Here is a 26952-nt window from a genome sequence, read left to right on the forward strand (position 1 = left end):
ACCAAACGACGCCTGGACTCCCGTCTCGGCTCACGTTGAGCGGCAGGACAGGCCCAGGTCACGCCGCCTCGGCGGCGTCCATCGCCTTGTAGATGCGTTGTTCCGAGACCGGGTAGGGGGTGCCCAGCGCCTGGGCGAACACGTTGACCCGCAGTTCCTCGATCATCCAGCGGATCTCCGTGACCGCCTCCGCGCGCCGGCGGCTCGGTGACAGGGCCGCCATCATCGCCTCGTACTCCTTCTGCACCTGGGCGATCCGGGCCTGGCCGGCGCGGTCCCGGGCCGGGTCCTGGCCCAGCCGGTCCAGCCGCCGCTCCGCCGCCGCCATGTAGCGCGGCAGGTCGCCCAGGTGGGTCCAGCCGGTCGCGGTCACGAAGCCGGCGTAGATCAGCGACGAGATCTGCGCCCGCACGTCGCTGCGCGCCGCCAGCGCGTCGAGCGACGTCATCCGCGAGATCTGCTGCTCCACCGCATGCTGCGCCGCCAGCGCCCGCTCCACCCGGTCGACGACCAGGACCACCGTGTCGACCAGATCGGCCCGCACCTGGTCGCGCAGCGCCGCGAACGCGGCCGGGTCCCAAGCCGGGCCGCCGGCCTGGGCGACCAGCCGGTCGACGGCGGCGCCCGCACAGTCCCGCAGGAGCTCCGCCACCCCCCGGTGCGGATTGCGGGACAGCGCCAGCTTCTGCTGGTTGGTCAACCGGCCCTGCAGGAACGTCGCCGGGTTCGGCAGCGTCAACAGCAACAGGCGCCGCGTGCCGGCGACCATCGCCGCGGCCTGTTCCGCGGCCGTGTCGAACACCTCGACGCCGACCGTGGCGCCCTCGTCGACCAGCGCCGGATAGGCCGTCACCCGGAACCCCGCGCGATCCTGCTCCAGCGACCGGGGGAGAGGGCCGAAGTCCCACGCCGTCAGGCCGGTGCGGGCGATGCCGGGCGCGGCCGCGGTGACGGTCGCGCGTACCTCCGCCTTGAGCTGCGCCTGCAACGCCGGCAGGTCCTTGCCGCGGGCCACCTCGCGGTCGCCGTCGACCACCCGGTAGGTCAGCTTCAGGTGCTCGGGCACCCGCCCGTAGTCCCAGGCGTCGTGCGGCACCGTCACACCGGTCATCCGGCGCAGCTCATTGGTCACGGCGTCCACGAGCGACACACCGTCGGCGGGCCGGATCCGGGCCAGCACCGCGCGCGCGAAGTCGGGCGCCGGCACGAAGTTGGTGCGGATCGCCTTGGGCAGCGAGCGGAGCAGTGCGATCACCAGGTCCTCGCGCAGACCCGGCACCTGCCAGTCGAAGTCCTCGGGCCGCACCTGGCCCAGCATCGGCAGCGGCACGTCGACCGTGACACCGTCGTTCGTGGACCCCGGCGCGAACTCGTACGTCAGCGGCAACGGCGCCGACTCGGAGCGCCACACGTCGGGATAGGCGCCGGGGTCGACGTCGCCGCGGCCGGCGTTGACGAGGAACTCGCGCGTGAACGTGAGCAGCGCCGGGTCGCGCCGCCGCTCGGCCTTCCACCACGTGTCGAAGTGCCGTCCCGACACCACGTCGGCGGGGATCCGCGCGTCGTAGAACGAGAACAGGGTCTCGTCGTCGACCAGGATGTCGCGCCGCCGCACCCGGTCCTCCAGCGCCGCCACCGACTCCAGCAGCGCGGCGTTGTCGCTGAAGAACCGGTGGTTGGTGGTCCAGTCGCCCTCGACCAGCGCGTGCCGGATGAACAGCTCGCGGGACAGCGCCGGGTCGATCCGGCCGTACTGGACCCGCCGGCCGACCACGATCGGCACGCCGAACAGCGTCACCCGCTCGACGGCGACCACCGACGCCTGCTTCTTCTCCCAGTGGGGCTCGCTGTAGCTGCGCTTGACGAGATGGGCCGCGAGCGGCTCGACCCACTCGGGCTCGATCCGCGCGTTGACCCGCGCCCACAGCCGGGAGGTCTCGACCAGCTCGGCCGACATCACGTACCGCGGCGGCTTCTTGGTCAAGGTCGAACCCGGGAAGATGGCGAAGCGCGCGCCCCGGGCACCCAGGTATTCGCGCTTCTCGCCCTCCCGCAGCCCGATCTGCGAGAGCAACCCCGCCAGCAGCGACTGGTGCAGCCGGTCGGGGTCGGGCGACGACGACGCCACCAGCGACAGCGACTTGGTCACCTGCCGGAGCTGGGCGTGGATGTCCTGCCATTCCCGCACCCGCAGGTAGTTGAGGTGTTCGGCCCGGCACAGCCGGCGGAACGCGCTGGAGGACAGTTCGCGCTGCCGGTCGCGCAGGTGCCGCCACAGGTTGAGGTAGGCGACGAAGTCCGAGGTCGGGTCGGCGAACCGGGCGTGCAACTGGTCGGCGTGCGCGCGGTGCTCGACCGGCCGTTCGCGCGGGTCCTGGATGGACAGTGCGGCCGCGACCACCGACACCTCGTCGAGGCAGCCGTTGCGGTCGGCCTCCAGCACCATCCGGCCCAGCCGCGGGTCGACGGGGAGCTGCGCCAGTCGCCGGCCGACGTCGGTGAGCCGCTTCGCGTCGTCCAGCGCGCCCAGCTCCTGCAGCAGCGCCACACCGTCGGTGATGTTGCGCCGGTCCGGCGGGTCGATGAACGGGAACTTCGCGATGTCGCCCAGACCGATCGCGGTCATCTGAAGAATGACCGAGGCGAGGTTGGTACGCAGGATCTCCGGCTCGGTGTATTCGGCGCGGGAGAGGAAGTCCTGCTCGTCGTAGAGCCGGATGCAGATGCCCGGCGACGTCCGTCCACTGCGGCCCTTGCGCTGGTTGGCCGACGCCTGCGAGACCCGCTCGATCGGCAGCCGCTGCACCTTGAGCCGGTGGCTGTAGCGGGAGATCCGCGCGGTGCCCGGGTCGACCACGTACTTGATGCCGGGAACCGTCAGCGAGGTCTCCGCGACGTTGGTGGCGAGCACGACCCGGCGGCCGGTGTGCGGCTGGAAGACCCGGTGCTGCTCGGCGGCGGACAGCCGGGCGTAGAGCGGCACCACCTCCAGCAGGGGCAGGTCCAGGCGGCCCAGCGCGTCGGCGGTGTCCCGGATCTCCCGCTCGCCGCTCAGGAAGACCAGGATGTCGCCCGGCCCCTCGGCGGCCAGCTCGGTGACCGCGTCGCCGATCGCCTGGATCGGGTCGCGCACGACCGCGCCGGCGACCTCCTCGTCGTCCTCGTCGTCTACGGCCTCCTCCAGCACGAGGGGCCGGTAGCGGACCTCGACCGGGTACGTGCGCCCGGACACCTCCACCACCGGCGCCGGCTCGCCGGACGCCTGCCGGAAGTGCTGGGCGAACCGTTCCGTCTCGATGGTCGCCGAGGTGATGATCACCTTGAGGTCGGGCCGGCGGGGCAGGAGTGACGCCAGGTAACCGAGGATGAAGTCGATGTTGAGGCTGCGCTCGTGCGCCTCGTCGATCACCAGCGTGTCGTACCGCAGCAGGTCCCGGTCGTTCTGCAGCTCCGCCAGCAGGATGCCGTCGGTCATCAGCTTGACCAGCGTGTCGTCGCCGCCCCGGTCGGTGAACCGGACCTTGTAGCCGACGGTGCTGCCCAGCGGCGTGCCGAGCTCCTCGGCGATCCGGTCGGCGACCGTGCGGGCGGCCAGCCGGCGGGGCTGGGTGTGCCCGATCTGACCGCGGACGCCCCGGCCCAGCTCCAGGCAGATCTTGGGGATCTGGGTCGTCTTGCCGGACCCGGTCTCGCCGGCGACGATCACCACCTGGTGGTCGCGGATCGCCGCCGCGATGTCGTCGCGCCGCTCGCTGACCGGCAGCTCGGCCGGGTAGCGGATCACCGGGACAGCCGCCTGCCGGGCGGCGACCCGGCCCTGCGCCGCGTCGACCTCGGCCTCGATGGCGGCGAGCGCCGCGGCCTTCTTGGTGGCGTCGCGGATCTTGCGCGTGCCCTCCAGCCGCCGGCCCAGCCGGTGCGCGTCACGCAGGGTCAGGGTCGACAGGCGGGCGGGCAAGGGCGCGTTCATCTCGCGCCCAAGGATAGGCGGGACGGCGGTGATCAGCTCGTGGTTATCCGTACGACGTGATCTTTGGCGGTCGGCTCCGTGAAGCGGACCAGGCCCTCACCCTCGGCCTCGACCGCCGCGGCGGCCGCTTTGGTCAGGTTGTCGAAGGCGTTGACCGTGAGCGTCGCCACTCCGCGCTTGGTCTCGGACGACCAGACCCCCGCGACCAGACCGTCCACCAGCAGGGTGGGCAGCCAGCGCAGGTTCCGCTTGAGATAGACCCGCTCCTTGTGCGCGTCGGGCAGGATCCGGGCCCGGCGGTTGGCGGCGTACGCCAGCAGCGCGTTGTCGAACGCCGGCAGGAACCGCGGCGGCGCGTCCGTGTCGTCGGCCGGCCGGGGCGCGCCAGGCAGGTCGTAGAGCGTCCGCCGGCCACCCGCCTCGCCGAGCGTGAGCAGGTCGAGCCGGTCGATCGCGGCCTTGACCGGCCCGGCCGTGGCGCCGAGCCAGTAGGCGATGTCGTCGGCACCGGCCGGCCCGAACGCGCCCAGGTGCCGGGTGACCGCCGTCTCCCACGCCTTTTCGCTGGTCAGACCGTTCGGGGTGGGCGGGCCGGCGTGGTAGGCGGCCGGGGTCTTGGCACCCCAGTCGCCGTTCGCGGGCACCTTGACGAAGGCCGGCTGGGCCCGGAACGGGCGCCACTTGTATTCCCGCTGGGCCGCCACCGCCTTGTCGGGCAGGGCATCCGGGTGGTCTTCCACCCACTGGTCCGCGAACGCCGTCAGCTCGTCGCCGGTGCGAGCCTGCTTCGCGTACGCGATGGTCGCCTTCAGCATGTCGTCGGCGCGCTCCGGTGTCTCGACGCCGCGCAGCAACCAGCCGCCGACCCCGGTCTCCGCGGCGATCCGGGCCCAGCTCGGGTGCTCGGCCGCGCTGACGAGGTGGAGGGTGCGGCGCATGAGGATGCCGGTGACGACGTCGCCCTTGCCGAGCACGGCCCACAGGTCGTCGTGGGCGAAGTCGGCCAGCCGGCTCCAGAGGCCGACGGGTGGCGAGGACCACTGTTGAGCCTGAAGTGCGCCCACCTGTTCGATAGCCGACACCAGTGCTTTGCCGCTGTGCTTACCGCCACCTGGTCCGATATGCCTGTCCAGCAGGCCCTGGCGGGCCAGCAGCGCGCGGTTCAGACCCACCGCGGTCGCGGTATCTTGGGGAGTTCGCATGGTTCCCGGTTCGCTTCCGGAGGAAAAGTCGTTGTCTGAGCGCGTTGATCCTAGTCGCGTCCTCGATCCCACAGACTCACCCGCCGAGATGGAAGCTGAGCAAAAGCACCTGACGGGGCTCTACGACCGCCTGGACGCGATGCGGGCGCTGGCCGAGCAGCGCCTCGCGGGCGTCCTCGAGGCCACCGGCGGCACGCCGCAGGCCCGGTCACAGCGCGAGTCGTCGGTCGGTATGTACACCGAGCAGCTCGGCCAGCTCTCCGCGGTGGAGAGCGGGCTGTGCTTCGGCCGGCTCGACCCGGAGTCCGGCGACCCGCTCTACATCGGCCGGATCGGCATCTTCGACGAGGCCGGCGACTACGAGCCGCTGCTGCTCGACTGGCGGGCGCCCGCGTCGCGGCCGTTCTACCTCGCCACCGCGGCCGACCCGCTGGGCATCCGCCGGCGCCGGCACATCCGCTCCAAGGGGCGCACGGTGGTCGCGCTCGACGACGAGGTGCTCGACCTGTCCGACGCGGCCGGCTCCGCCAACCGGGAGGGTCTCGCCGGCGAGGCGGCGCTGCTCGCCGCGGTCGACGCCCGGCGCACGGGGCGCATGCGCGACATCGTCGAGACGATCCAGGCCGAACAGGACCGGATCATCCGCGCCGACCTGAGCGGGGTGCTGGTCGTCCAAGGTGGCCCGGGCACCGGCAAGACCGCGGTGGCGCTGCACCGGGCCGCGTACCTGCTCTACACCCACCGCCGCGAGCTGTCGTCGCGGGCCGTGCTGGTCGTCGGTCCCAACCCGACGTTCCTGCGCTACATCTCGCACGTGCTGCCGTCGCTGGCCGAGACCGGCGTGCTGCTGTGGACGCTCGGCGACCTCTACCCGGGCGTGACCGCGCGCGGCGAGGAGCCCGAGCAGATCGCCGCGATCAAGGGCCGGGCCGCCATGGTCGACGTGCTCGCCGCCGCGATCGCCGACCGGCAGGAGCTGCCCGCCGAGCCGATCACCGTCGAGCTCGACCAGGAGACCCTGACGGTCGACCGCGACCTGGTCAGCGCGGCGCGCGACCGGGCGCGGCGCTCCGGCCGGCCGCACAACCTGGCCCGCGAGGTGTTCGCGAACGCGGTTACCGAGGGGCTCGTGGCCCAGATGGCGGAGATCATCGGCACCGACCCGTACGCCGACGACCCGCTCGGCGAGGGCGACGCGCCCGGCGACCCGATGCTGATGGGCGCGGCCGACCTCGCGGACATCCGGGCCGAGTTGGACGCCGATCCGGGTGTACGCGCGGCGCTGGACGCGCTCTGGCCCCCGCTGACCCCGCAGCGCCTGCTGCGCGAGCTGTTCTCCTCGGCCGAGCGGCTGGCCGCGGCCCGGGTCGCCGCCGACGGCACCGAGCTGCTCACCCTGGCCGAGGCCGCGTCGTTGACCCGCCCGGTGAACGCGGCGTGGACCCCGGCCGACGCGCCGCTGCTCGACGAGGCCGCCGAGCAGCTCGGCGAGCTGCCCGACGCGGAGGCCGCCGCCCGCCGGCTGGCCGACCGGGTCCGCCGTTCCGAGCTGGCCTACGCCGAGGGCGCTCTGGAGATCGCCCGCGGTTCGGCCTCGATCGACGTGGAGGACGAGGACGACCCCGAGCTGCTGCTGGTCACCGACCTGCTGGACGCCTCGCGGCTGGCCGAGCGGCAGGAGGACGGCCTGCGGCTCAGCGCCGCCGAGCGGGCCGCCCGCGACCGGAAGTGGGCGTTCGGGCACATCATCGTCGACGAGGCGCAGGAGCTGTCGCCGATGGCGTGGCGGCTGCTGATGCGCCGGGCGCCGAGCCGGTCGATGACCGTGGTGGGCGACATCGCGCAGACCGGCGACCCGGCCGGCGCCTCGGCCTGGTCCGAGGTGTTCGACCCGTACGTGGCCGACCGCTGGAAGCTGGCCGAGCTGACGGTCAACTACCGCACGCCGGCCGAGGTGATGTCGCTGGCCGGCGAGGTGCTGGCGCGGATCGACCCGGCGGCCACCCCGCCGCGCTCGGTCCGTTCGACGGGTCGGCCGCCGGTGCTGGGCCGCGTCGACGAGCTGGGCTCGGTGCTCGCGGCCGAGGCGGCGGCGCTGGGCGACGGGCGGCTCGCGGTGATCGCGCCGGCCGGTCGCGTCGCCGGGTTGGCCGACGAGGTGCGCGCGGCGCTGCCGGACCTGGCGGTCGCGGTCGGCGACGAGCCCGACCTGGAGAGCCCCGTCGCGGTGCTCTCCGCCCGGCAGGCGAAGGGTCTGGAGTTCGACGCGGTCGTGGTCGCCGATCCCGACGGCATCGAGGCGGAGTCGCCGCGGGGCCTCAACGACCTCTACGTCGCCCTGACCCGCGCCACCCAGCGGCTGACCGTCCTCAAGTGAGGGTGCTGGCCGGGGACCCCCGTGCTCCCCGGCCAGCAGGTCTTCAGTGGAAGCGGCGGCCTTCGTCGCGGCGGTAGGCCCAGACCGCGACCGCGCCGGCCGCGACCGTCCAGACGGCGAGCATCACCAGCGACAGCGGCCGCACCGGGTAGTCGCCGACCGCCGCCCACATGAGCTCGACCGCACCGCGGGTGGGCAGGTAGGGGGCGATCGCTTGGATGAAGCCCGGTGCCTGGCCGGGCGCGGACATCAGGCCACCGCCGAACGCCAGCGGGAAGAAGATGACCTGGCAGACGACGAGCGCGGCCTTGAGCGGCAGCGCGTACCCGATGGCCAGGCCCATCAGGGTGAACGGCAGCGCGCCGACGAACACCGTGCCCAGGCCCAGCAGGAAACCGGCCGGCGTCACTGTCGCCTCGGTGAACAGGGCGCCGATCAGCACCACGGGCACGAGCGACACGAGGGCCATCGTCATGCCGGCGAGGATCCGGCCGGCGAACCGCGGCCCGGCACCGGCGGCGAGCGTGCGCGTGTAGCCGTCCCACGGCTGGGACCGGTCGTCGGCCACGCCCACGCCGTACGTGAACAGGCTGCTCACCATGATGGAGAACGTGACCATGGAGGCCGTCGCGAAGGTGGCGGCCACCGGGTCGTCGCCCGCGAACGGCACGACGAAGAAGAGCATCGAGGCGGCCGGGAAGAACGCCGAGCCGATCAGCGCGATCGGGATGCGGATGGTCTCGAGGAGCTGGTATCTGGCGTGGACGAGGGCGAGCGTCAAGGGGTGCTCCTCCTTCTCAGGCTGCGGCGGTGGCGGGCTCTTTGGTGATGGCGAGGAACGCCTCCTCGAGCGAGGTCGGCGCCACCTCCAGGTCGCGAAAGTCCACATCGGACGCGACCAGGGCCCGGACCAGCGCGTCCGAGTCGGGGGTGAGCAGGTGGGTGCGGTCCTCGTGGCGCTCGACCGCGACCACGCCCGGCAGCGCGGGCGGTTCGCCGGCGAGCGCGAAGCTGACCCGGCGGACGCCGACCATGCCGCGCACGGCGGTAACGGTGTCGTCGGCGAGCACGCGCCCGTGGCCGAGCACCACGACCCGGTCGGCGAGCGCCTCGATCTCCTCGAGGTAGTGGCTCGACAGCAGCACGGTGCCGCCGCCGGCGTGGTAGGCCTTGATGGCGTCCCACAGGCCGCGCCGGGACTGCACGTCGAGGCCGGTGGTCGGCTCGTCGAGCACCACGACCCTGGGCCGCCCGACGAACGCCAGCGCGATCGCGAGGCGCCTCTTCTGGCCGCCGGAGAGGCCGCCGGTCTGCCGCTTGGCGAGGTCGGCGATGCCGAACTGGTCGAGCAGTTCGGCGCGGGGGACCGGGTCGGGATAGTGCGCGGCGACGAAGTCGACGACCTCGCCGACCCGCAGGGTGGCCGGCAGGCCCGTCTCCTGGGGCGTCACACCGAGGGCTTTGCGGGTACGCGGGTCGCGCGGGTCGCCGCCGCACAGGGTCACCCGGCCCTGGTCGGGCCGGCGCACACCGGTGATCAGGCTGGCCAGCGTGGTCTTGCCGGCGCCGTTGGGGCCGAGCAGGCCGACCAGTTCGCCCTCGGCCACCTGGAGCGAGACGTTGTCGAGGGCGATGACGTCGCCGTACCTCCGGGTGACCTCGATGGCCTCCGCGAGGATCATGCCTTCTCCTTGATGTCCGGGGGTTGCAGCAGGGCGCGCACGGAGGCGGTGTATTCCTCGAACGCCGTCCGGCCGCGGTTGGTAAGCGCGACGAGGGTCATCGGGGTGCGGCCGCGGTGGGTCTTGGTGATCTCGACATAGCCGGCGTCCTCGAGCTTGCGCAGGTGCACCGAGAGGTTGCCGGGCGTCATGCGCAGGACGTCCTGGAGGCGCGGGAACGCGATCTGGTCGCCGGTGCCCAACGTGGACAGTGCCGCCACGACCCGCAACCGGGCCTGTGCGTGGATCACCGGGTCCAGCGGGGCATCGGTCATGCGGTGACCCGGCGGCGCCAGCGGCCGGCGAACGCGCCGAACACGATCATGCCGCCGCCGGCCGCGACGCACATGATCAGCGACTGCCAGCCCGGCCCGGCGAGGACGCCCGCGACGTTGACCACGGAGATCCAGACGCCGAGCTGGAAGAGCGTGCGGTTGAGCCAGATCGCGCCGCCGGCCATGTGCAGCGCGCCGGTGAGCGCGACCATGGTGGCCGACCAGACCAGCGTCCGCAGGTCCTCCGGCAGGGCGTCGCTGACCCGCACGAGGATCACCGTCGCGCCGGTGAACGCGATGCTCCAGGCCCAGCCGTAGTAGGCGCCGCGCCGGGAGGACTCGCCGACCACCGAACCGTAGGCCCGCGCGCCGGTCAGCCCGGAGATCACGCCGGCGCCGACCAGCAGGGCGATCAGCGCGGCGACGGGCAGCCACTCGGGCAGGTCGACGAAGACCCGGCCGTCGGGGCCGAACCGGAGGAACAGCAGGCCGAAGCCGATGAGCCAGGCGAACCCCCACGGCCAGTACCACCAGCGGTCGTCGATGTGGATGTGGCGCAGCGCGGCGGCGCGCTGCTCCTCGATCAGCCGGAGGGCCTCGGCCGGGTCGCCCGGCGGCTGGTCGTTGTCGACAAAGCTCTCACTCACGTAAAGAACTTTACGCCACAAAGTCAAGCGGCGGCGCCGGGCGTGCCCGTGCCGCTGCCCCGATCGATGGCCGAGGTCTGACCAAACCGCGATGGTGGGTGCCTCTTCGCCGGTAGCGTCGAAAGCTTCCGGGGTTTCGAAGGAGTGCCACCATGTCCCACCACCTCCCCACCCCTGAGGCGCCGCAGCGCGGCCAGCTCTTCATCGACGACCTGTACGTCTTCGGCGGTGACGGTTGCACCGTGCTGATGATGGACGTCAACTCGAACGTCACCGGTGACGAGGTGATGCCCGGTTTCCACCCGGAGGCGCGCTACGAGTTCCGCGTCCACTTCGACGCCGCCGAGCACGAGGAGCTGACCTACCGGGTGTCGTTCGAGCCGATCGGGGCCGACGGGCAGCAGGCGTACGAAGTTCGTGAGCTGACCGGCACCGAGGCCCGTGGTGACGAGGGGATCGGCAACCCGGTCGTGTCCGGTCGCACCGGCGAGGCCGCGGAGGCCGGCACGGTGCGGGCCTGGGCCGGGCGGATCGACGACCCGTTCTACATCGACCTCGACGAGCTGTCCGTGATCAACGCGGCGGTGCGCGACGGCACGAAGGCCGACCTGTCCAAGTGGCGCGCGGGCAAACCGAAGAACAGCTTCGCGGGTACGCAGGTCTACTCGATCGTGCTCGAAGTCAGGCACGAGCACCCGCGCCTGCGTCCGGGCGCCGAGATCGGCGTCTGGTGCGCCACCAAGCTGGCGGACGACGAGGGCGGCTGGCACCAGATCAACCGGTTCGGGCTGCCGATGATGTGGCCGATCTTCTGGCCCGACGACCTCGACTTCAGCAATCCCGCTGACGGGCGGCACCCGTCGGCGGACTTCAACCAGGACGGCAAGTACATCGCCGAGCGGATCGCCGCGTTCGTCGCCGCCAACGGCGGCAACTCGAATGATCCGGAGGGCTACGGGGAACTGGTCGCCCGCCGGATCTTCCCCGAGGTCATGCCGTACACGGTCGGCACGCCCGCGAGTTTCGGTTTCACCGGCATCAACGGGCGCACGCTGGCCGACAACGCCCCAGAGGTGATGTTCTCGCTGGTCAGTGACTCGGCGACCAGCTCCGGCCTGGACCCGTCGGTGGCAGCCGATACGCGCCGCGACACGTTCCCGTGGGTGGTGCCTTCGCGCTGACTGCGTAATGGTGGGTTCTATGAGTACGCGTATGCGCGACGCCATGGGGCGGCTTTTCAAGGAGCTTCGGCACGAGCCCACCGAGAAGCGGGTCCGGGTGGTGCTCGACGGCGAGACCATCGTGGACACCACCGACGCGGTGCTGGTGTGGGAGCCTCGGCGGATCGTGCCGACCTACGCGGTGCCGGCGACCGACCTGCGGGCCGAGGTGACCGAGGCCGGCGAGGTCACGCCGGGTGGGCCGGGGCTGCTGCACCCCGGGATCCCGTTCACCACGCACTCCACGGCGGGCTCGTCGCTCGACATCGCCATCGGCGGTGAACGCCGCGCCGGCGCGGGGTTCCGGCCCGCCGACCCCAACCTGCGCGACCACGTCCTGCTCGACTTCGACGCCATGGACCAGTGGTTCGAGGAGGAAGAGGAGATCCACGGTCACCCGCGCGACCCCTACCACCGCGTCGACTCCCGGGCCAGCACGCGGCACGTCCGGATCGAGGACGGCGGCGTGCTGCTGGCCGAGACCAACCGGCCGACGCTCGTCTTCGAGACCAACCTGCCGGTGCGGTTCTACCTGCCGATGGAGGACGTGGTCGCCGACCTGACGCCCAGCGACCAGAAGACCTACTGCCCCTACAAGGGCCAGGCGTCGTACTGGTCGACGGACAGCCGGCCCAACGTGGTCTGGTCCTACGAGCGCCCGCTGCCCGACGCGGGACCGATCGCGGAACTGGTCGCGTTCTACGACGACATCCTCGACGTCACGGTCGACGGCAAGCTCCGCGACCGCCCGGGCGGCGCCGTCGTCCGCTCGTTGCGCGAGGAGTTCGGCGTCGAGTCCTAGGCGGTGTGCTCGACCCAGAGGTTCTCCTCGACGTAGACGCCTCGGTCGCGCTCGCGGTCGATCCGCACGAGGTTGAGCGCGTCCGGGACGACGTAGTCGCCGGTGACCGGGAACGCCATGTCGGCCCAGCTTTCCCAGTCGGCGACGGTCCCTTCGATCACCATCGACCGGGCCGCGGTGCCGAGGATCCGGGCGCCCATCCGCTGGTGCGTGCGGATCCACGGGTCGACGGAGAGGCCGTCGGCGCGGGTCCAGCCGGCGTAGTCGGCCATCGGCACGAGTGGGTAGCGGTGCTTCCAGGTGGGCCGCAACGGCGCGATGACCCGCCCGAGGCCATCCGCGCGGGCCCGCGCGGCCAGTCCGGACAGGACGGTGGTGGCCAGACCGCGCTTGTCGTGCTGCGAGCTGACCGCCGCGGCCATGAAGGACAGTGCGGTCGGCGGCGTGCCGGCCTCGCGCCCCTCGACCGCGCGCACCATCGCGTCGTCGTACCCGGTGGGTAGGTCCTCGATCTCGCCGTTCCAGGCGAGCGGCACGCCCCAGCCGCCGGCCACCACGGCACCGTCGTCGTCGAGCACCATGACGTCGTAGCGGGAGAAGAACTCCTCGACCCGCGCCAGGTATTTCTTCGGCACGTCGTCGTGGAAGATGAACTCGGGCCACCGTTCCCGGAAGACCTCGGCCGCCTGCCCGTCCAGATCGGGCCGGTCGACCCGCGTCACGATCTCCACGGCCCGAGGCTAGCGGGGACGGATCAAACGCGTGGCCCCAGGAAGAGGCCGCCGGTGGCGTCGATGACCTGGCCCGTGATCCAGCGGGCCTCGGCGGAGGCCAGGAACGTGACCACTTCGGCGACGTCGTCGGCGGTGCCCAGCCGGCCGAGTGCCGTCGCGCCCGCGATGAAGTCGGCGAGGCCCGGCGCCGCGAAGGCCGCGCCGTTGGTGGCCGTGCGGGTGGCGCCCGGCGAGACCGCGTTCACCGTGATGCCGCGTGCGCCGAGTTGGTTGGCCAGCGTGCGGGTCATCGTCTCGACCGCGCCCTTCGTCATCGCGAAGGACGTCTGGGTGGGGTTGGCCATCCGGGTCGCCACCGACGAGATCGTGATGACACGGCCGCCGTCGCGGAGCAACGGCAGGGCCCGCTCGATGATGAAGTACGGCGCCCGCACGTTGACCGCGAACAGCCGGTCGAAATCCGCTTGGGTGGTGACGCCGAGCGGGCCGGCGGGCGCCGCGGCCGCGTTGTTGACGAGGATGTCGAGCGGGCGTCCGGCCAGACCCTCCTCGAGGCCGGCGAACAGCGTCTCGACGTCCCCCTCTGCGCCGAGCTCGGCCTGGACGCTGAACGCGGTGCCGCCGGCGCGTTCGATCTCGCCGACCGTCGCGGCGGCGCCCTCCTTGTCCGTGCCGTAGTGCACGGCCACCGCCGCGCCGCGCGCCGCCAGCCGGATCGCGATCGCCTGCCCGATGCCCCGCGACGCGCCCGTGACCAGCGCGGTCCTGTCGTCCGTCATCGTCTGCCTCCGCATGTTAGTCACTACCAAGTCGGTAGACACTAACATGACGGTAGTCTCTCACACATGCCCGACCAGCACCCGACCTTGCGCGCGCAGCGGCGTGCCGACACCCAGCGGACCATCCAGGCCCACGCGGTGCGGCTGTTCACCGAGCGCGGCTACGACGCGACGACCGTTGCCGACGTCGCCGAGGCCGCGGGCGTCTCGCCGATGACCGTCTACCGGCACTTCCCGACCAAAGAGGACCTCGTGCTGGTCGACCAGCACCGGGAACTGGCCGCCGAGCGGGTCGCCGCGGCACCGGCCGGGCAGCCGCTGGTGCGCCGCATCGGCCGCGCGCTGGTCGAGTCGGCGGACGTGCTGACCGGCGACGGTGACGAGCGGTTCCTGCTCGCCCGCCTCCGCCTGATGATCTCGACCCCGGCGTTGCGGGCGAAGCACCTGGACAGCCACTACGCCCTGCAACAGGCGATCGTCGACGCCCTCGAACCCGGCGGCGACACGTTCCACGCCCAGGCCGCCGCGGGCGCCTGCCTGGCCGCGATGCACACGGCCCTGATGCGCTGGGCCGAGGACGACGGCCGCACCGCGCTGCCGGACCTGATCGCCGAGGCGCTCACCGCCGCCTTCGGGCCCGACGCCCTCTGATCAATTCCGTGGGTCGTCGGGACAGCGAATCTACGCGAGGGTCCACAACCGTGGCGCAACGTGCAAGGACCACCCTCGTTCGACCCGCCTGGGCAACACACCCAGCCGGGCCGCGGCAGTCATGGATCAGCCAGCCCGGCCCGGGTCGGGCCGGCCCCAGCCATGATCGTGTGAACCTCACCGGATCAGGGCAACCCCGCGTACCTGATCAGGTGTGTAGGATCAGGTAGACCGGCGGCGTGTCGCGCAGACCAACCGCACCCGATCATTCGACGCGCACCATCCCGGGCTGACCAGCCACACATGATCAGCCACCGGACAACCCGAAGCGGACCAGTCCGGGCGCAGAGGGTCAACGGCCACCGGGCCAGCCCGCCCGGGGTGCGTACCCGAATACGAGCGGCCCGCGACTCCCTCCGGAGAGGGAGCCGCGGGCCGCGTTCGTGAAAGGCGTCAGCCGATCTGCTTCCACGGGCCGTTGCGGTCACCGGGGCGCTGGTTGCGCGAGTACCACTTGGCCTCGTAGACCTTGCCCTCGTACGTCACGCGGTCGCCGGCGTCGTACGGCATGCTCGCCGTCCACGCCGCCGGGCTGCCGTCGGCCGGCACCGGGGCGATCTCCGCCCACGGGCCGTTCGGGTCGCCGGGCCGCTGGTTGCGGGTCCACCAGAGCGCCTGCCACCGCTTGCCGTCGTGCACCACGATCTCGCCGCCGTCGAAGATGCGCGACGGCGTCCAGATCGCCGCGCCCTCCTCCGTGATGGCCAACTCCTGCCACGCACCGGTCGCGTTGCTGCCGGGCTTCTCGCCCTTCGCGTACCAGGAGGCCACGAAGACCTTGCCGTCGTACGTGACGCGCTGGCCGGTGTTGTAGGCCGTCGACGCGTTCCAGGCCGGCGGCAGCTTGACGGTCACCGTCACCGGCACCGACGTCGCCTCGACGTAGTCGTTGCCCGAGTACGAAACCGTCAGCGCGTGCGTACCACCGGCGAGGCCCGCCGGGAGAGTGAACGTCGCCGCCCCCGAGGCCGGCACCGCCGCCGAACCGCGGACCTGGTTGCCCTCGCGGAGGGTGAGCGTCCCGGTGATCGGGGCCGGCGCGGCCTCGACCTTGACCGTCACCTTGGCCGCCGTGCCCCAGTCGACCGGGTTCGACGTCGCGGTCACCGAAGCCTTGCCCGCGGCGGTGCGGAACACCGCCGGCTGAGCCACCGCGATGCCACCGTCAGCGCTGCGCGCCTCGACCACCCACGCGTACGACGTCGCGGGCAGCAGCCCCGACCACCTCACCGACGCCGTCCCGTTCGCGGTGATCTCGTCGCTGCCGATCACGCCGGACGGCACGTACGCCGCCAGCGAGTCCGTCGTGAACGAGGTCTTCCGCGTGGTCAGGTCGACCGGGAGCTTGAGGTTGTCCTCCGCGCCGTTGTACCGGGGCCGCGGCTGGCTGCCGTCGGCCCGGATGTCGTACTCGGTGGCGCCGAAGTTGTCGAGCAGCGGCGAGTAGGTGTCGATGCTCATCTCGGCCCGGTCCACGTCGAACTGGAGCAACCGCAGGAAGCTCGCGCCGAACTGCAGCCGGTCGGTGGCCTTGCGGTCGACCGTGCCATCGCCGTTGAGGTCGATGTTGCCGGCCGCGTCGACCCGTTCGGGCCACAGCTCGCCCGCGGACACCGTGTAGAACTGGTAGTCCGCCAGCAGTTCGACCACGTCGTGCGTCACGGTGACGCCGACCTTCGACTTCACGTTGGTGCCGACGCCGTGCTCGTGGCCGGCCAGCACCAGGAACACGTTGGGGTTGGCCTCCACCACGAGCTTGTAGAGCGGCGAGCCGTCCGGTGCCGAGAACGCGGCGTCGCGGCCGTCGGGGTTGGTCGACGGGCGCAGGTAGTCGTGGGAGAGCAGGATGCCGTTGCGGTCCTTGTAGCGCTTGAAGATCGAGTCGGCCCAGCGGGCCTCCTCCGGCGTCACGCCGTACGACAGACCGACCGCGACGAAGTCGAGGCCGCCGGCCGAGAACAGCACGTAGTTGTTCTGGTTGTCCTTGCCCGGGGTGACGGTGCCGTCGGCGTTGGTCACCTCGTCCCACGCGTGGTACTCGGTGCCGGCCGGCCAGGCGTCGGCCACACCGTAGTAGCGGTTGGCGCCGAACGTCCTGCTGAACCGCGAGTTCGGGCCGGTCTCGGCGCCGAGCTGGTTGTCGTGGTTGCCGGCGATGACCTGGTTGACGACGCCCTTGTCGTCCAGGACCTTCTGGTACTCCGACGCCCGCTCGAACTCCCGGGTGACCTGCGCGTCGAGACCCGGCCGCAGGAGCGAGCCGTCCGGGTTCTTGGCGAGCGGGTCGTAGTAGTCGTTCTCGATGACGTCGCCGGTGTGCGCCGTGTAGGCGATCTTCCGCCCGGCCATGTTGTCGGCGATCCACTGCGTGGTCTTGCGGTACGCCGCCGCGAAGACGGCCTGCTCCTCGGCGACCTGGACGTCGGAGGGCTCGGCCCGCCCGTCGAAGTCGTCGTTGGTGCCGCCGGCCGCGCCCTCGCTGAGGTACTGGGTGTCGGTGAAGTGCGCGAGCGCGAAGTCGTACGAGTTGGGGTCCTCGAACCGGTCCTTGTCGTTCTGCGCCGAGGAGTCCCGCGGCGACAGGTCGTCGGCGAACGGGTCCTCGCCGGTGACCAGCACGTGCACGGTGCCGGCGTCGCGGTAGCCGGCGGTGAGCGGCGCGGTGAGCACGGTGCTCTTGCCCGCCGTGCCGCGCGAGCTGGTCAGCACGACCCACTTCTTGGCGGCCGGGTCCCACACGCGCAGCGCGGCGACGCGGGCCGGGTCGATGGTGCCCTCCCAGCGCAGCGTCGGTGCCTGCTGCGCGTCGGTGAGCGCGAGGTCGTACCGCTGGAAGACCACGTCCCGGCTGGACGCCGAGTCGACGGTGCGGCCGTCGAGCGGGCGCAGGGAGGCGACGTCGACGGTGCCCTCGTGCTGCGTGTCCAATGTGGTCGGCACCGATGCGGCCACGCCCTGGTAGCCGGCGGTCGGGGTGACGACGTCGGCCTTGGTGAAGGTGGCGGTCAGCGGGGTGCCGTCCGCACCCGGGACCTTCGCGGACAGCGTGGCCGTCGGGCCGTTCACGCCCTCGACGACCGAGCTCAGCGCGGTCGGCACGTCCGGGATGCTGGCGCTGCTGAACGTGACCTCGCGGGTCGCGGTGTTGCCGAGGGTGTCGGTCGCGGTGACGGCCAGCGTGTGCGCGCCGGCCGGCAGGCCGTGGCCGATCTGGTCGCCCTGCTTGACCGGCTTGCCGTCGAGCGTGATGGTCGGGGTGCCGGCGACGCCGGTCGCGTCCTTGACCCGCACGTCGAGCGCCACGGTCGCGGTGAGCCGCTGGCCCTGCGCGGGCACGCTGCTCTCCACCACCGGTGCGGCGTTGTCGACGGTGAACGTACGTGTAGCCGTACGATCTCCGCTCCTCGCCGAGACCGTGTGCCGGCCGTCGTCGATCGACTTGGTGTCCACGTCGGCCCGCAGGCCCTTCGCGGGCGCGTCGACCGCGAACAGGATCTCCTTGCGGAGCGCGTTGTTGTAGGTGCTGCCGCAGGTGCCGTCACCGATGAACGTCGTGACCTGCGCACCCGGCGGGTACGAGGAGGAGCCGATCGTGACGGTCGTCTGCGCGACCATCCTGGTCAGCCGGGTCGCGGTGCCGCCGGCCGGCAGGAGCTCGAAGTCGCGCATCGTGAAGTCGTCGAAGTTGCCGGTCGGGCAGTCCGGCGCGATCGTGGTCGGGTTGATGCCGGCCACGAAGTCGAGCACGTTGACGCCCGGCACGAGCCACTCGTTGGGGAACGACAGCTCGGCCGTCTCCTTCTCCCAGATGCCGAGGTCGAGCGGGATGCCGTTGATCAGCACCTGGTTCTGGTAGCCACCGTCGGTGCCGTTGCCGCCGATGAACAGCCGCAGCTTGGCGTCCGCGCCACTGGCCAGGGTCGCGACCGTACGCGTCGTCCTGGCACCGTCGATGGTGAACGTGAACTCGGCGTCCTTGTTGGCACCGCACGTGCCGTCGCCCAGCGCGAGCGTGGCGTCCTGCGTCGGGGTCCGGGTGCCGGCGGTGACGTAGGAGACGCCGTCCAGCGTGGCGGTGCCGGTGCTGACCGAAAGGCCGGCGGTGCTCCGGGTGATCCGGAAGTCGTCGTGGTTGGCGCAGAGGGTCGCGCCGCTGCCGGAGTTGTAGTCACCGGTGACGACGTGGACGGTGTTCTGGCCGGGGCGGAGGAAGCGGTTCGGCAGGTCGATCGAGACCGCCTCGGCCGCCGTCGCGCCGTAGTCGCCGCCGAGGTCGACGCGGTTGCCGTTGACCAGCAGATAGTTGTGATAGCGCGCCTCGACCGAGTTGCCGGCCGCGACGGTGAACGAGAACGTCGAGGTGCCGGTGTCGAGCGTCTCCGCGTTCTGTGCGGGCGCGCCGTCCAGGGAGATCGCGTCGACGCCGTCGCCGTCCCGCGGGGTGGCCGCGATGACCGGCTGGGTGCCGCGGACCAGCGCGCCCTCGGCCGGGGTCACCTTGGCGGAACCGATGGGCGCGTTGTTCACGCCGACCGTCACGCTGGTCGACGCGCCCGACGCGGTGACCGCCTTGACGGTGTGGTCACCGTTCGACAGCGAGCGGGTGTCGAGCTCGAAGCCGCGGCCCGCGGTGCTGCCCGGCTCGCCGGAGAGCACGAACGTCAGCGTCTGGCTCAGCCGAGGCGTCGAGCTGCCGCAGGTGCCGTCGCCGAAGCTGTAGCTGAACAGGTTCTGCTCGCCGTCGATCACCACGCCCAGCAGGCTCAGGCTGATGCTGCTCAGCGGGAAGTCGTCGAAGTTCGGGCAGCGCCCGCCCTCGCCGTTGGGCAGCACCTCGTACCCGATGGCTGAGGTGTTGGTGGTGTCGACCCAGTTGGCGCCCGCGTTCACGGTGATGGTGTTGGCGCCGGAGCGCAGCCACTCGCCGGGGAAGTCGAGGACGCCCGAGCGGCCGCCCGGGATGTCGGGGAAGTAGACCCGATCGGTGCGGCCGTTGACGGTGATGTAGTTGTGGTACCGCGCCTCGGTGCCGTTGCCGCCCATGTCGAACGCGAAATGCGCGGTGCCGGCGGTGGCGGTCGCGTCGACGGCGTGCCCGTCGACGGTGATCTCCGTGACCGAGTCGTTCTCGGCGGTGGGCTCGGCCTTGACGGCGACGGTGCCGTCCAGCTCCTGGCCGTCGCGGAGGTTGAGCGTCGGCGGACCACCGACAACGGGTGGGGCCACCTCGGCCCCGGCACTGGTCGGCGCGACGACCGCGGTGGCGGCGACGAGGACCAGCACTGTGGCGAGCGCACGAACGCGGCGCTTCATGACAGCGTCTCCTTACATCAGTTGGATCGCGGCGACGGCGGTGAGCCCGGCGCCGAAGAGCGTGATGCCGATGGCGGCGAGCAGCGGTGCCACGCGAGCGGCGCGGCGGAGGAGGGCGTGCGTCCGCGCGCCGCTGGTGACGACGGTGCTGCCGCCGATCGCGAGCAGGCCGACGCCGAAGAGGACGACGGCCATGCCGAGGCCGAACGTCAGGACCAGCAGCAGGGCGAAACCGGCCCGGCCGAGGAACAGCCCGGTGACGAGCACGAGGAACGCGGCGGGGGAGGGGGTGAGACCGCCGGAGGCGCCGAGCAGCAGGATGCCGGGCCGTTCGTGGTGATGGTCATGGTCGTGGTCGTGATGGTGGCGCTGTCTGCGGAGGAGCCACGCGCCGGTGCCGATGACCAGCAGGCCCGCGGCAAGCTGGAGCCAGCGGGTCAGGTCCGCCATGCCGATCACGTCCGAAAGGGACAGAAACGTCCAAGCCAGACCGATCACGAGTACGGAGAGCGTGTGCATCACCGCGACCGAGCCGCCGAGCCAGGCCGCGTCCCGGATCCGTCCGCGCGAGCCGACCAGGTATGCGGCGGCCAGGCTCTTGCCGTGCCCGGGGGTGACGGCGTGGCCGGCACCGGCGACGAAGGCGAGGCCGAACGCCAGCGGTGGCACGCCCGGTGACTGGATCGCGCTCTGGAGTTGGTCGGCGATGCTGCTCACGCCCGCCTCTTGCGCTTTCTCACCAGGACGTACGCGGCCGCGACCAGCAGCAGGCCACCGAGCACGACGGCGATCTGGACGGCGGCGCGCCGCCCGGCTTGTCCAGCCGCGCCGCCGCTCAGCGTCCAGTCGTGGGTGTCCGCGTCATCGGTGTAGACGGCGCGCGCCCCGCCCGGCCCGGTGGCGAGGGTCCGGTAGGCGGGGTTGAGGTCGGTCAGCGTCCGCACGGCGACGCTGGCGACGCCGACGGCCTTGGGACAGGTGTAGTCGATGCCAGCCCCGGTCTTGGCCAGATCGTCGGGCGGCGTGACCGTGCCGGTGCAGGCCCGTCCGTCGCTGGTGACCGTGACCTGCTCGAGCAGGTAGGCCGCGAACTCTTTGGACGGACCGATCGTCGCGGCGTCGGCGGGCTGGTAGAAGACCGCGCCGTCGAGCAGCACCCGGTCCTGCGGCAGCAGGCCGAGGTTGACGCCGAGGACGGTCAGGTCATCGAGGCCGCCGACCTTCCAGCGAACGCGGACGACCTCGGGCCGGCCCGGATCGGCGGTGATGGCGACCGTCTGCGGGTCGCCGAACGGATGCGCGCCCGCGGGTGCGGGCGCTCCGAACACGGCGACGACACACGCGAGCGCGGTTGCCAGGCCGCCCGCCAGGCCGCGTAAGGGCACGGTGCAACGCTCCAGCTCAATCGGGGTCCGCGGCTGAGTCTCTGCCAACTCCGTGAAACACACAGGCGCCGCAGCATGATCACCAGGAGATGCCGACGTGAACAGTCGGCTGTGGAGCTTGCGCCGAACGGCTACCGTCGCCGACGTGAGCGGAGGGTGGCTGCCGAACGTCCTTTGTGTCGTCGCAGCGGTCGCAGCCACGGTCGGTCTGATCCGCATGCGTCTGCGGGTCGCCCGCCTACCCGGCCTCGCGTCCGCACCGGGCTCCCGGCGTGCCGGCGGTGGAGCCGACGACGACGCGCATCCGCGGGAGGCCGACGCCCCGGACGACTCGGATGACGACGGCGACGCCGACGACGGCGGCGACGGTGGTGACGCGTGACGCTAGGCCGCGGGTGTCGTGAGGGTCAGCACGCGGGTGACGACGGTGAAGCCGGTGCGGTCGTAGAGGTGGCGGGCCGGGTTGCCGTCGACCACCGAGAGTGCGAGCACCGGTTGCCCCGCGTCGCGGGTGCCGTGCAGGGCGTGCAGGAGCAGGGCCCGGCCGAAGCCGTTGCCCTGGGCGTGTGGGCCGACGCCGATGTTGAGGATCCAGGCGCACGGGTATTCGGTCCATGGCACCGGGCCCGCGCACAGCACGTGTCCGGCGCTGCGGCCGTCGGGGCCGACCAGGCGGGCCGACGCCGGCAGGAGTGGCGGGACCGGGTCGGATCGCTCGAACATGTCGCGTACCGAGGTGGTGTCGTTGTCGGTCCACCCGCCGTCCGGATGGTCCGGGCCGTAGGCCGCGTCGAGTGCCGCGGCCAGGTCGCCGTCCCAGCCGGCCGCGGACAGTGACCAGCCGGCCGGCAACGCCACCGGGTCGGGCAGGTCCTCCAGGTCGTGCTGGAGTTCCGTCGCCGACCGGGTGAGGGTGGCGCCGGCCGCGACCAGCGCCTTTGCCAACGCGTCGTCCGGGGTCTCCACCTGGCGGCCAGGGAGGTCGCGCAGCATCTGCCGGGCCACGCGGTCGGCGGCCGCGATCGGCCGCACCATCGGGCCGTCGTCGTCGCGCTCACGCAGCCGGGCCAGCGGCTCGCCGTCGTCGGCGCAGAGCAGTGCGTCAGCGGGGCGGATCGGCATGGCTCGGAAGCCTAACCCGCGGGCGGCACCTGGATCATCGCGATTGCGAGTTGGGCGCGGTTGGTGATGCCGAGCTTGCGGTACGCGCGGGCCAGGTTGGCCTCGACCGTCTTCGGGCTGATGAACAGCGCGTCCGCGATCGCCCGGTTGGTCTGGCCCGCGGCGGCCAGCCGGGCCACTCGCAGCTCGGTCGGCGTCAGCTCCATTGTGGATGACGCGGTCCGGCCGGTTGTGCGGGCCAACTCGGCGGCGGCGCGTTCGGCGAAGGCCGCGGCGCCGACGGCGGCGAACTCGGCCGCGGCGGTCTCCAGCGCCTCACGAGCCTCGCGCTTGCGGCGACCCCGGCGGTGCGCCATTCCCGCGACCAGCAGGCACCGGGCCCGGTCGAGCGGCAGCACGCCGGCCGGCACCGCCGCGCGGGCCTCGGCCAGCGCGGCCAGGGCGGGCAGCGGGTCGGCGCCGGTCGCGGTGTCCAGCAGCACGCGGCTGCGGGCCAGGCCCAGGGTGGTCCACGGGCGGGGCAGCCGGGCGTGCCGCTCGGCCAGCCGGTCCAGGGCTCGCTGGGCCGTCTCCAGGTCGCCGGCGCCGACGCACGCCTCGATCCAGTCGGGCTCGAAGCGCTGGGTGATCGGCTCGACGACGCCCAGGTCGGCGAGCAGGGTGGCCAGCTCGCTGTAGGCCGCCGCGGCGTCGCCCGGGCGACCCGCGGAGAGGTGCGTGAAGCCGGCCAGTTGCAGGTGGATGCGGATCGACCAGGGCTCGTCGGTCGCCCGGCCGCGGGCCAGCCCGGCGTCTGCGACGGCGCCGGCCGCGTCGAGGCGCCCGCGGAGCGCGTCGAGGGTGCCGGCCAGCCACGTCTCGCCGACCAGCCCGGTGCCGAGCATCTCGCCCAACTCGCGAGCCGCGGCGATGTGCCGGCCGGCGGCGGCGAACCGGCCCGCCAGCAGCTCGGTCTCGCCGAGGTGGGTGACGACCTCGTGCTGCCAGGGCTCGTCGCCGCGGGCCACCGCGTGCGCCAGCAGGTCGTGGAGCCGGGCCCGCGCCCGGTCGTGGTCGTCGATGCCCTTCCACCAGATCGCCGGCACGGTGCCGGACAGCCAGGACGGGGTGCCGTCCTCCAGCCGGAGCGCCCGGTCGAGCAGCTCGGTGGGCGCTTTGCCCTCCCGTACCTCGTGGAAGAAGAGGTTGAGCAGTGCCCCACAGAGCAGTTGGCGGTCGCGTCCCCGGTCGGTGAGCAGGGCGATGGCCGCGTTGGCGTGCGCGCGGCCGCGTTCGGGCAGGTCGTGGAACATGGACAGGTGCGCGTGGACGCGCCCGGCCAACGCGTCGGTGGCGCTGGCGAGGCTCGCTTCGGCGGCCGTGACCGCGCCCGTCAGGTCGTCGGCGGACCAGGCGACCATCGCGCGCAGCAGCAGCGCCTCGGCGCGAGCGTCGCCGGTCAGCTTGGCCGCCGCGGCGTCCGCGGCCGCTCCCGCGGCGGTGTAGTCCCCGCAGTCGAACCGGCACTGCACGGCGGCCAGCCGCCACCCGTCGGCGTCGCGGTCGGCCAGCTCGATCGCCCGCTCGTAGAGGTCCGCCGCGACCGCCGGGGCGCCCCGGGCGTGCTGGCGGCGGGCGGCCGCGGCCAGCTCCGCCGCCACGGCAGGATCGGGCGGCGTCGCGACCTCGGCGAGCTGGCGGGCCCGCTCGTCGGGATCCGCGACCGCCGCGGCCAGCGCCTGCCGCATCCGCTGCCGGGTGGCCGCGGGTATCCCGGCGCGGACCGTGCTGGCGTAGACCGGGTGCGCGAAGGTGATGGCGTCGCCGCGCACGGTGAGCAGCCCGGCCTCCTCGGCCGGGTCGAGGTCGGCGGCGGCGACCCCGGCGGCCGTCAGATCGTCCACTGTGGGCACGGTGAGCAGCGCGGCCAGCCGGATCGCGGCACGGCTCGGCGCCGGCAGGGCGGCGGTGGCGTCCGCGACGAGCTGGCGCATCGAGGCCACGACCGGCAGGTCCTCGCCCGGGCCGGGCGGTTGCGGCAACCGCAGCACCGCGCGGGCGAGCTCGATCGCGAGCAGCGGGTTGCCGCCGGCGTCGCGGGCGATGCGGGCCAGCAGCGAGCGGCTCAGCGTGCCACCGAGGCGGTCCCGGATGATCTGGTGCAGCGCGCCGGCGCCGAGCGGGGCCAGGGCGAACCGGTGTGCGTCGTCGAGGTCGAGGGCGGCGGTGGCCGGCGCGGTGCCGCCGGTGCGGCAGGCGACCAGCGTGCGCGGCCGGGGCGCCAGCCTGCGCAGGGCGAAGCGGATCGCCCGCTCGCTGGGCTGGTCGAGCCAGGGCGCGTCGTCGAGCGCGAGCAGCAGGGGACTCTTCGTGTGCGCGGTCGCCTGCTCGAGCAGCGACCGGGTGGCCGCACCGATGGCGCGCTCGTCGACGGCCTCGTCGGGGAAGTCGGCCAGCAGCACCGCATCCGCCGCGGCCCGCTGCGGTGGTGGCAGCGCGGGCACCAGCTCGTGCAGCGGACGGATCAGGTCGGCGAGGGCGGCGAACGGCAGCGCGGCCTCGGCCTCGGTGGGCGCGCAGGTGAGCACCAGCCAGTCGCGCCGGCGGGCGTCGTCGACGAGGGCACGCCAGACCGCGGTCTTGCCGATGCCGGCGTCGCCCTCGAGCAGCACGGACGTGCCCGCGGTCAGGGTCTGTCGAGCCTCGGCCAGGACCGCGTCCCGACCCACCACCGCCGCCCGCTCCACACGGGCGATGATGACATGCCGTTACGAGGGTGCGTGCCCGCAGATCGAGACCTTGGGGATTACCTCCTCGTTCTTGTAGATCTCGCTGGACGAGCTGATCCCGCCGCTGTTCTTGATCTGTGGGACGTTGACCACTTTGAACGGTTTCAGCAGACTCAGGAACGAGTTGATCACTTTGACCACGGGATCCAGGATCGTGTAGCCGACCCCGAACGTGGCGTTGAGGCCGATGGCCGTCCCGCGGCATTGCGCGTACGCGGCGCCGAGCGCGGAGCCGAGCGTCATGCCGTACTTCGTGGAGAGCTCGAAGTAGACGCCGGCCTTGAACAGGAACGCGCCGATCCCGACCGTGAACCGCACGCCGTGCTCGATGAGCAGACCCATCACGCCGACGGGTACGCCGGTCAGGGAGTTGAGCAGGCTCGACTTGCGCTGGAAGTTCTCGGTGACGTGTGGGCCGAACGTGCCGTTCGCGTACCCGAAGCCGAGTTTGCCGGCAAGCGAGAACTCGCCGGAACCCTTGATGGTGCCGAGCTTGGCGCCGAACGCGGTGGTCACGCCCAGCGTCTGGCTGACGGTGAACGAGAGCGGGATGCCGGCTATCGCGCCGATCGGGAACGACAGGTCGGCCGCGATCGGGAAGACCTTCTTGTGGTTCTTGCCGTCCTGGATGCCGGCCTCGAACTCGACCTTGATGCCGAAGCCGCCGCTGATCTCCAGCTCGGCCCGGGTGACCTTGCCCGCGCCGATCGCGAGGTGGAAGCCCGCGTTGGGGCGCTGGGTGGTGAGCGTCACCGTGCCGACGAGCCGCACGCCGCCGTCGTCGTAGCTGAAGTGCGCGCCGGCGCCGTTGGTGCAGCAGGTCGGGTAGACGGTGTAGCCGAGGGCGCGGGTCAGCACGTCGCCGCCGCGTTGCGGGCCGGGCTGGGTCGGCTGGTCGGTGCGGCGCTGCAGCGGCACCGAGCGGCCGTAGGTGCTCGGCGGTGGCGGCTGCTCGTCGCCGTAGAACGGCTCGCCGGCGGGGTAGATCACCGGGTCGCCGAGCGCGACGTCGGCGCGCTCGAAGGTGCCGTCCTTGACCACCTCGGTCAGGTCGACGGGACCGATGGTGACGAGCAGGTCGTCGTCGACCGGAGCGACGTCGAGCACCCGGCCGACGCCGCGCTCGGTGATGAACATGACCTTGCCGGGCGCGAGCTCGTCGGCGTGCTTCGCCTTGCCGTCGATGCGCCAGGAGAGGCCGTCCGCGGTGACCGAGCGCACCGACTTGCCGCCACCGCCGACGATGACCACATCGGGCTGGAGGGTGACGCCGTCCGGTGCCGGGGCGGCGCCGTACCGGAGGTCCTCGTCGGCGGTGGCGGAGCCGGCCGCGTCACTGCTCCGGGTGCACCCGGTGGCGGTGACGGCGAGCAGGCCGGCCAACGCCGCCGCGAGCAGCCGGACCCGTCTGGTGCGTCTCACATCCGGCCCGCGGCGGTCCGGGCGGCTTCTTCGAGCGGCTTGCGGGTCTGCGCGGGGTCGACCAGGAGCACGAGCCGGATCGCGACCCAGACGCCGCCCTTGGCGTAGAAGACGGTGCCGTCCTCGAGGTGGGCCTCGTCCCCGATGCCGCTCAGCTCGGTGAACTCGTGCTTGAGCTCACGATCGATGTCGAGAAACTTCTTGGCGCCGTCACCGACGTAGATCTCGACCTGCGCGGTGGGCCCGGTCACGGGCCCGGTGTACGAGCAGCTCTCGCTGGACTCGACGGCCGGGTCCAGTTTGGTGCCGGCGAGCTTCTCGGCGTCGTCCTGGGTGATCAGCTCGCAGGCGTTCGGCAGCGCGGCGGGTGCCTCTTCGGTCGGTGCGGCGGCTTCGGTGGGCGCGGCTTCGGTCGCGACGGCGCCGACCGTGGCCGGCTCTTCGCCGCCACACCCGGCGAGCAGCGCGACGGCGGTGACGAGGACGATCAGCTGACGCTTCATG

At 72.5% G+C, this 26952-nt stretch carries 20 protein-coding genes; 5 read left to right on the forward strand and 15 right to left on the reverse strand.

The window, feature by feature from the left end:
- Positions 1 to 58: 58 nt before the first annotated feature.
- Both hrpA and Air01nite_RS26045 read right to left on the reverse strand, forming a co-directional pair.
- Positions 59 to 3970, reverse strand: a complete 3912-nt coding sequence (hrpA, locus tag Air01nite_RS26040; protein ID WP_203705938.1) for an ATP-dependent RNA helicase HrpA — start codon at positions 3968 to 3970, stop codon at positions 59 to 61.
- A gap of 32 nt (positions 3971 to 4002) precedes the next feature.
- Positions 4003 to 5142: a winged helix DNA-binding domain-containing protein gene (locus tag Air01nite_RS26045; RefSeq protein WP_203705939.1), complete on the reverse strand. Its 1140-nt coding sequence runs from the start codon at positions 5140 to 5142 to the stop codon at positions 4003 to 4005.
- Between the two features lie 118 nt (positions 5143 to 5260).
- Here Air01nite_RS26045 and Air01nite_RS26050 point away from each other — a divergent pair, with 118 nt between their 5' ends.
- Positions 5261 to 7549 (forward strand): HelD family protein, encoded by a 2289-nt coding sequence (locus Air01nite_RS26050; protein ID WP_239090978.1) that lies wholly within the window; start codon positions 5261 to 5263, stop codon positions 7547 to 7549.
- A gap of 43 nt (positions 7550 to 7592) precedes the next feature.
- Here the strand turns inward: Air01nite_RS26050 and Air01nite_RS26055 are convergent, their stop codons facing one another.
- Genes Air01nite_RS26055 through Air01nite_RS26070 form a run of 4 tightly spaced genes read right to left on the reverse strand, consistent with a single transcriptional unit; the run spans position 7593 to position 10192 of the window.
- Positions 7593 to 8330 carry an ABC transporter permease gene (locus Air01nite_RS26055; protein WP_203705941.1) on the reverse strand — a complete coding sequence of 246 codons (738 nt, stop codon included), beginning with the start codon at positions 8328 to 8330 and terminating at the stop codon, positions 7593 to 7595.
- 16 nt (positions 8331 to 8346) lie between these two features.
- Positions 8347 to 9231, reverse strand: coding sequence for an ABC transporter ATP-binding protein (locus Air01nite_RS26060; RefSeq protein ID WP_203705942.1), 885 nt, complete (start codon positions 9229 to 9231; stop codon positions 8347 to 8349).
- Positions 9228 to 9545, reverse strand: a complete 318-nt coding sequence (locus Air01nite_RS26065) for a winged helix-turn-helix domain-containing protein (RefSeq protein ID WP_203705943.1) — start codon at positions 9543 to 9545, stop codon at positions 9228 to 9230. The genes Air01nite_RS26060 and Air01nite_RS26065 overlap by 4 nt, the downstream gene beginning before the upstream one ends.
- The gene (locus Air01nite_RS26070) at positions 9542 to 10192 is read right to left on the reverse strand and encodes a transporter (protein WP_203705944.1); all 651 of its coding nucleotides are present in this window, start codon (positions 10190 to 10192) and stop codon (positions 9542 to 9544) included. Before Air01nite_RS26070 ends, Air01nite_RS26065 begins: the two co-directional genes overlap by 4 nt.
- Before the next feature lie 152 nt (positions 10193 to 10344).
- Here Air01nite_RS26070 and Air01nite_RS26075 point away from each other — a divergent pair, with 152 nt between their 5' ends.
- Together Air01nite_RS26075 and Air01nite_RS26080 are read left to right on the forward strand one after the other, a co-directional pair.
- Positions 10345 to 11373: a DUF4331 family protein gene (locus tag Air01nite_RS26075; protein ID WP_203705945.1), complete on the forward strand. Its 1029-nt coding sequence runs from the start codon at positions 10345 to 10347 to the stop codon at positions 11371 to 11373.
- Positions 11374 to 11392: 19 nt separating this feature from the next.
- Positions 11393 to 12214 (forward strand): DUF427 domain-containing protein, encoded by an 822-nt coding sequence (locus Air01nite_RS26080; RefSeq protein ID WP_203705946.1) that lies wholly within the window; start codon positions 11393 to 11395, stop codon positions 12212 to 12214.
- Here the strand turns inward: Air01nite_RS26080 and Air01nite_RS26085 are convergent.
- Together Air01nite_RS26085 and Air01nite_RS26090 are read right to left on the reverse strand one after the other, a co-directional pair.
- Positions 12211 to 12945, reverse strand: coding sequence for a hypothetical protein (locus Air01nite_RS26085; RefSeq protein WP_203705947.1), 735 nt, complete (start codon positions 12943 to 12945; stop codon positions 12211 to 12213). The two genes, Air01nite_RS26080 and Air01nite_RS26085, sit on opposite strands and share 4 nt — an antisense overlap.
- 23 nt (positions 12946 to 12968) lie before the next feature.
- Positions 12969 to 13727 (reverse strand): SDR family oxidoreductase, encoded by a 759-nt coding sequence (locus tag Air01nite_RS26090; RefSeq protein WP_203705948.1) that lies wholly within the window; start codon positions 13725 to 13727, stop codon positions 12969 to 12971.
- Positions 13728 to 13793: 66 nt separating this feature from the next.
- Between Air01nite_RS26090 and Air01nite_RS26095 the strand changes: the two genes are divergently transcribed.
- A complete protein-coding gene (locus Air01nite_RS26095; protein ID WP_203705949.1) occupies positions 13794 to 14378 on the forward strand; it encodes a TetR/AcrR family transcriptional regulator in 585 nt (194 codons plus the stop codon).
- Positions 14379 to 14831: 453 nt separating this feature from the next.
- Here Air01nite_RS26095 and Air01nite_RS26100 read toward each other — a convergent pair whose 3' ends face one another.
- Genes Air01nite_RS26100 through Air01nite_RS26110 form a run of 3 tightly spaced genes read right to left on the reverse strand, consistent with a single transcriptional unit; the run spans position 14832 to position 21136 of the window.
- Entirely contained in the window at positions 14832 to 19751 is a 4920-nt protein-coding gene (locus tag Air01nite_RS26100) for a carbohydrate-binding protein (protein WP_203705950.1), read from the reverse strand.
- 12 nt (positions 19752 to 19763) lie between these two features.
- Complete coding sequence (locus tag Air01nite_RS26105; RefSeq protein ID WP_203705951.1) at positions 19764 to 20468, reverse strand: HoxN/HupN/NixA family nickel/cobalt transporter; 705 nt, start codon at positions 20466 to 20468, stop codon at positions 19764 to 19766.
- On the reverse strand, positions 20465 to 21136 hold the full coding sequence (locus tag Air01nite_RS26110) for a hypothetical protein (RefSeq protein ID WP_203705952.1): 672 nt from the start codon (positions 21134 to 21136) through the stop codon (positions 20465 to 20467). Before Air01nite_RS26110 ends, Air01nite_RS26105 begins: the two co-directional genes overlap by 4 nt.
- A 145-nt stretch (positions 21137 to 21281) precedes the next feature.
- Here Air01nite_RS26110 and Air01nite_RS26115 point away from each other — a divergent pair, with 145 nt between their 5' ends.
- Positions 21282 to 21518, forward strand: a complete 237-nt coding sequence (locus Air01nite_RS26115; protein WP_203705953.1) for a hypothetical protein — start codon at positions 21282 to 21284, stop codon at positions 21516 to 21518.
- 2 nt (positions 21519 to 21520) lie between these two features.
- On the opposite strand, the gene Air01nite_RS26120 is transcribed toward Air01nite_RS26115, so the two are convergent.
- The 4 genes from Air01nite_RS26120 to Air01nite_RS26135 are packed head-to-tail and all read right to left on the reverse strand — an operon-like array spanning position 21521 to position 26951.
- Positions 21521 to 22258 (reverse strand): GNAT family N-acetyltransferase, encoded by a 738-nt coding sequence (locus Air01nite_RS26120; RefSeq protein ID WP_203705954.1) that lies wholly within the window; start codon positions 22256 to 22258, stop codon positions 21521 to 21523.
- Between the two features lie 11 nt (positions 22259 to 22269).
- Positions 22270 to 24984: a helix-turn-helix transcriptional regulator gene (locus Air01nite_RS26125; RefSeq protein ID WP_203705955.1), complete on the reverse strand. Its 2715-nt coding sequence runs from the start codon at positions 24982 to 24984 to the stop codon at positions 22270 to 22272.
- Positions 24985 to 25005: 21 nt separating this feature from the next.
- Complete coding sequence (locus Air01nite_RS26130; protein WP_203705956.1) at positions 25006 to 26448, reverse strand: hypothetical protein; 1443 nt, start codon at positions 26446 to 26448, stop codon at positions 25006 to 25008.
- Positions 26445 to 26951 carry a DUF3558 family protein gene (locus Air01nite_RS26135; protein ID WP_203705957.1) on the reverse strand — a complete coding sequence of 169 codons (507 nt, stop codon included), beginning with the start codon at positions 26949 to 26951 and terminating at the stop codon, positions 26445 to 26447. Before Air01nite_RS26135 ends, Air01nite_RS26130 begins: the two co-directional genes overlap by 4 nt.
- Position 26952 lies beyond the last annotated feature (1 nt).

This window comes from Asanoa iriomotensis, assembly GCF_016862515.1.
GTDB classification, from domain to species: domain Bacteria; phylum Actinomycetota; class Actinomycetes; order Mycobacteriales; family Micromonosporaceae; genus Asanoa; species Asanoa iriomotensis.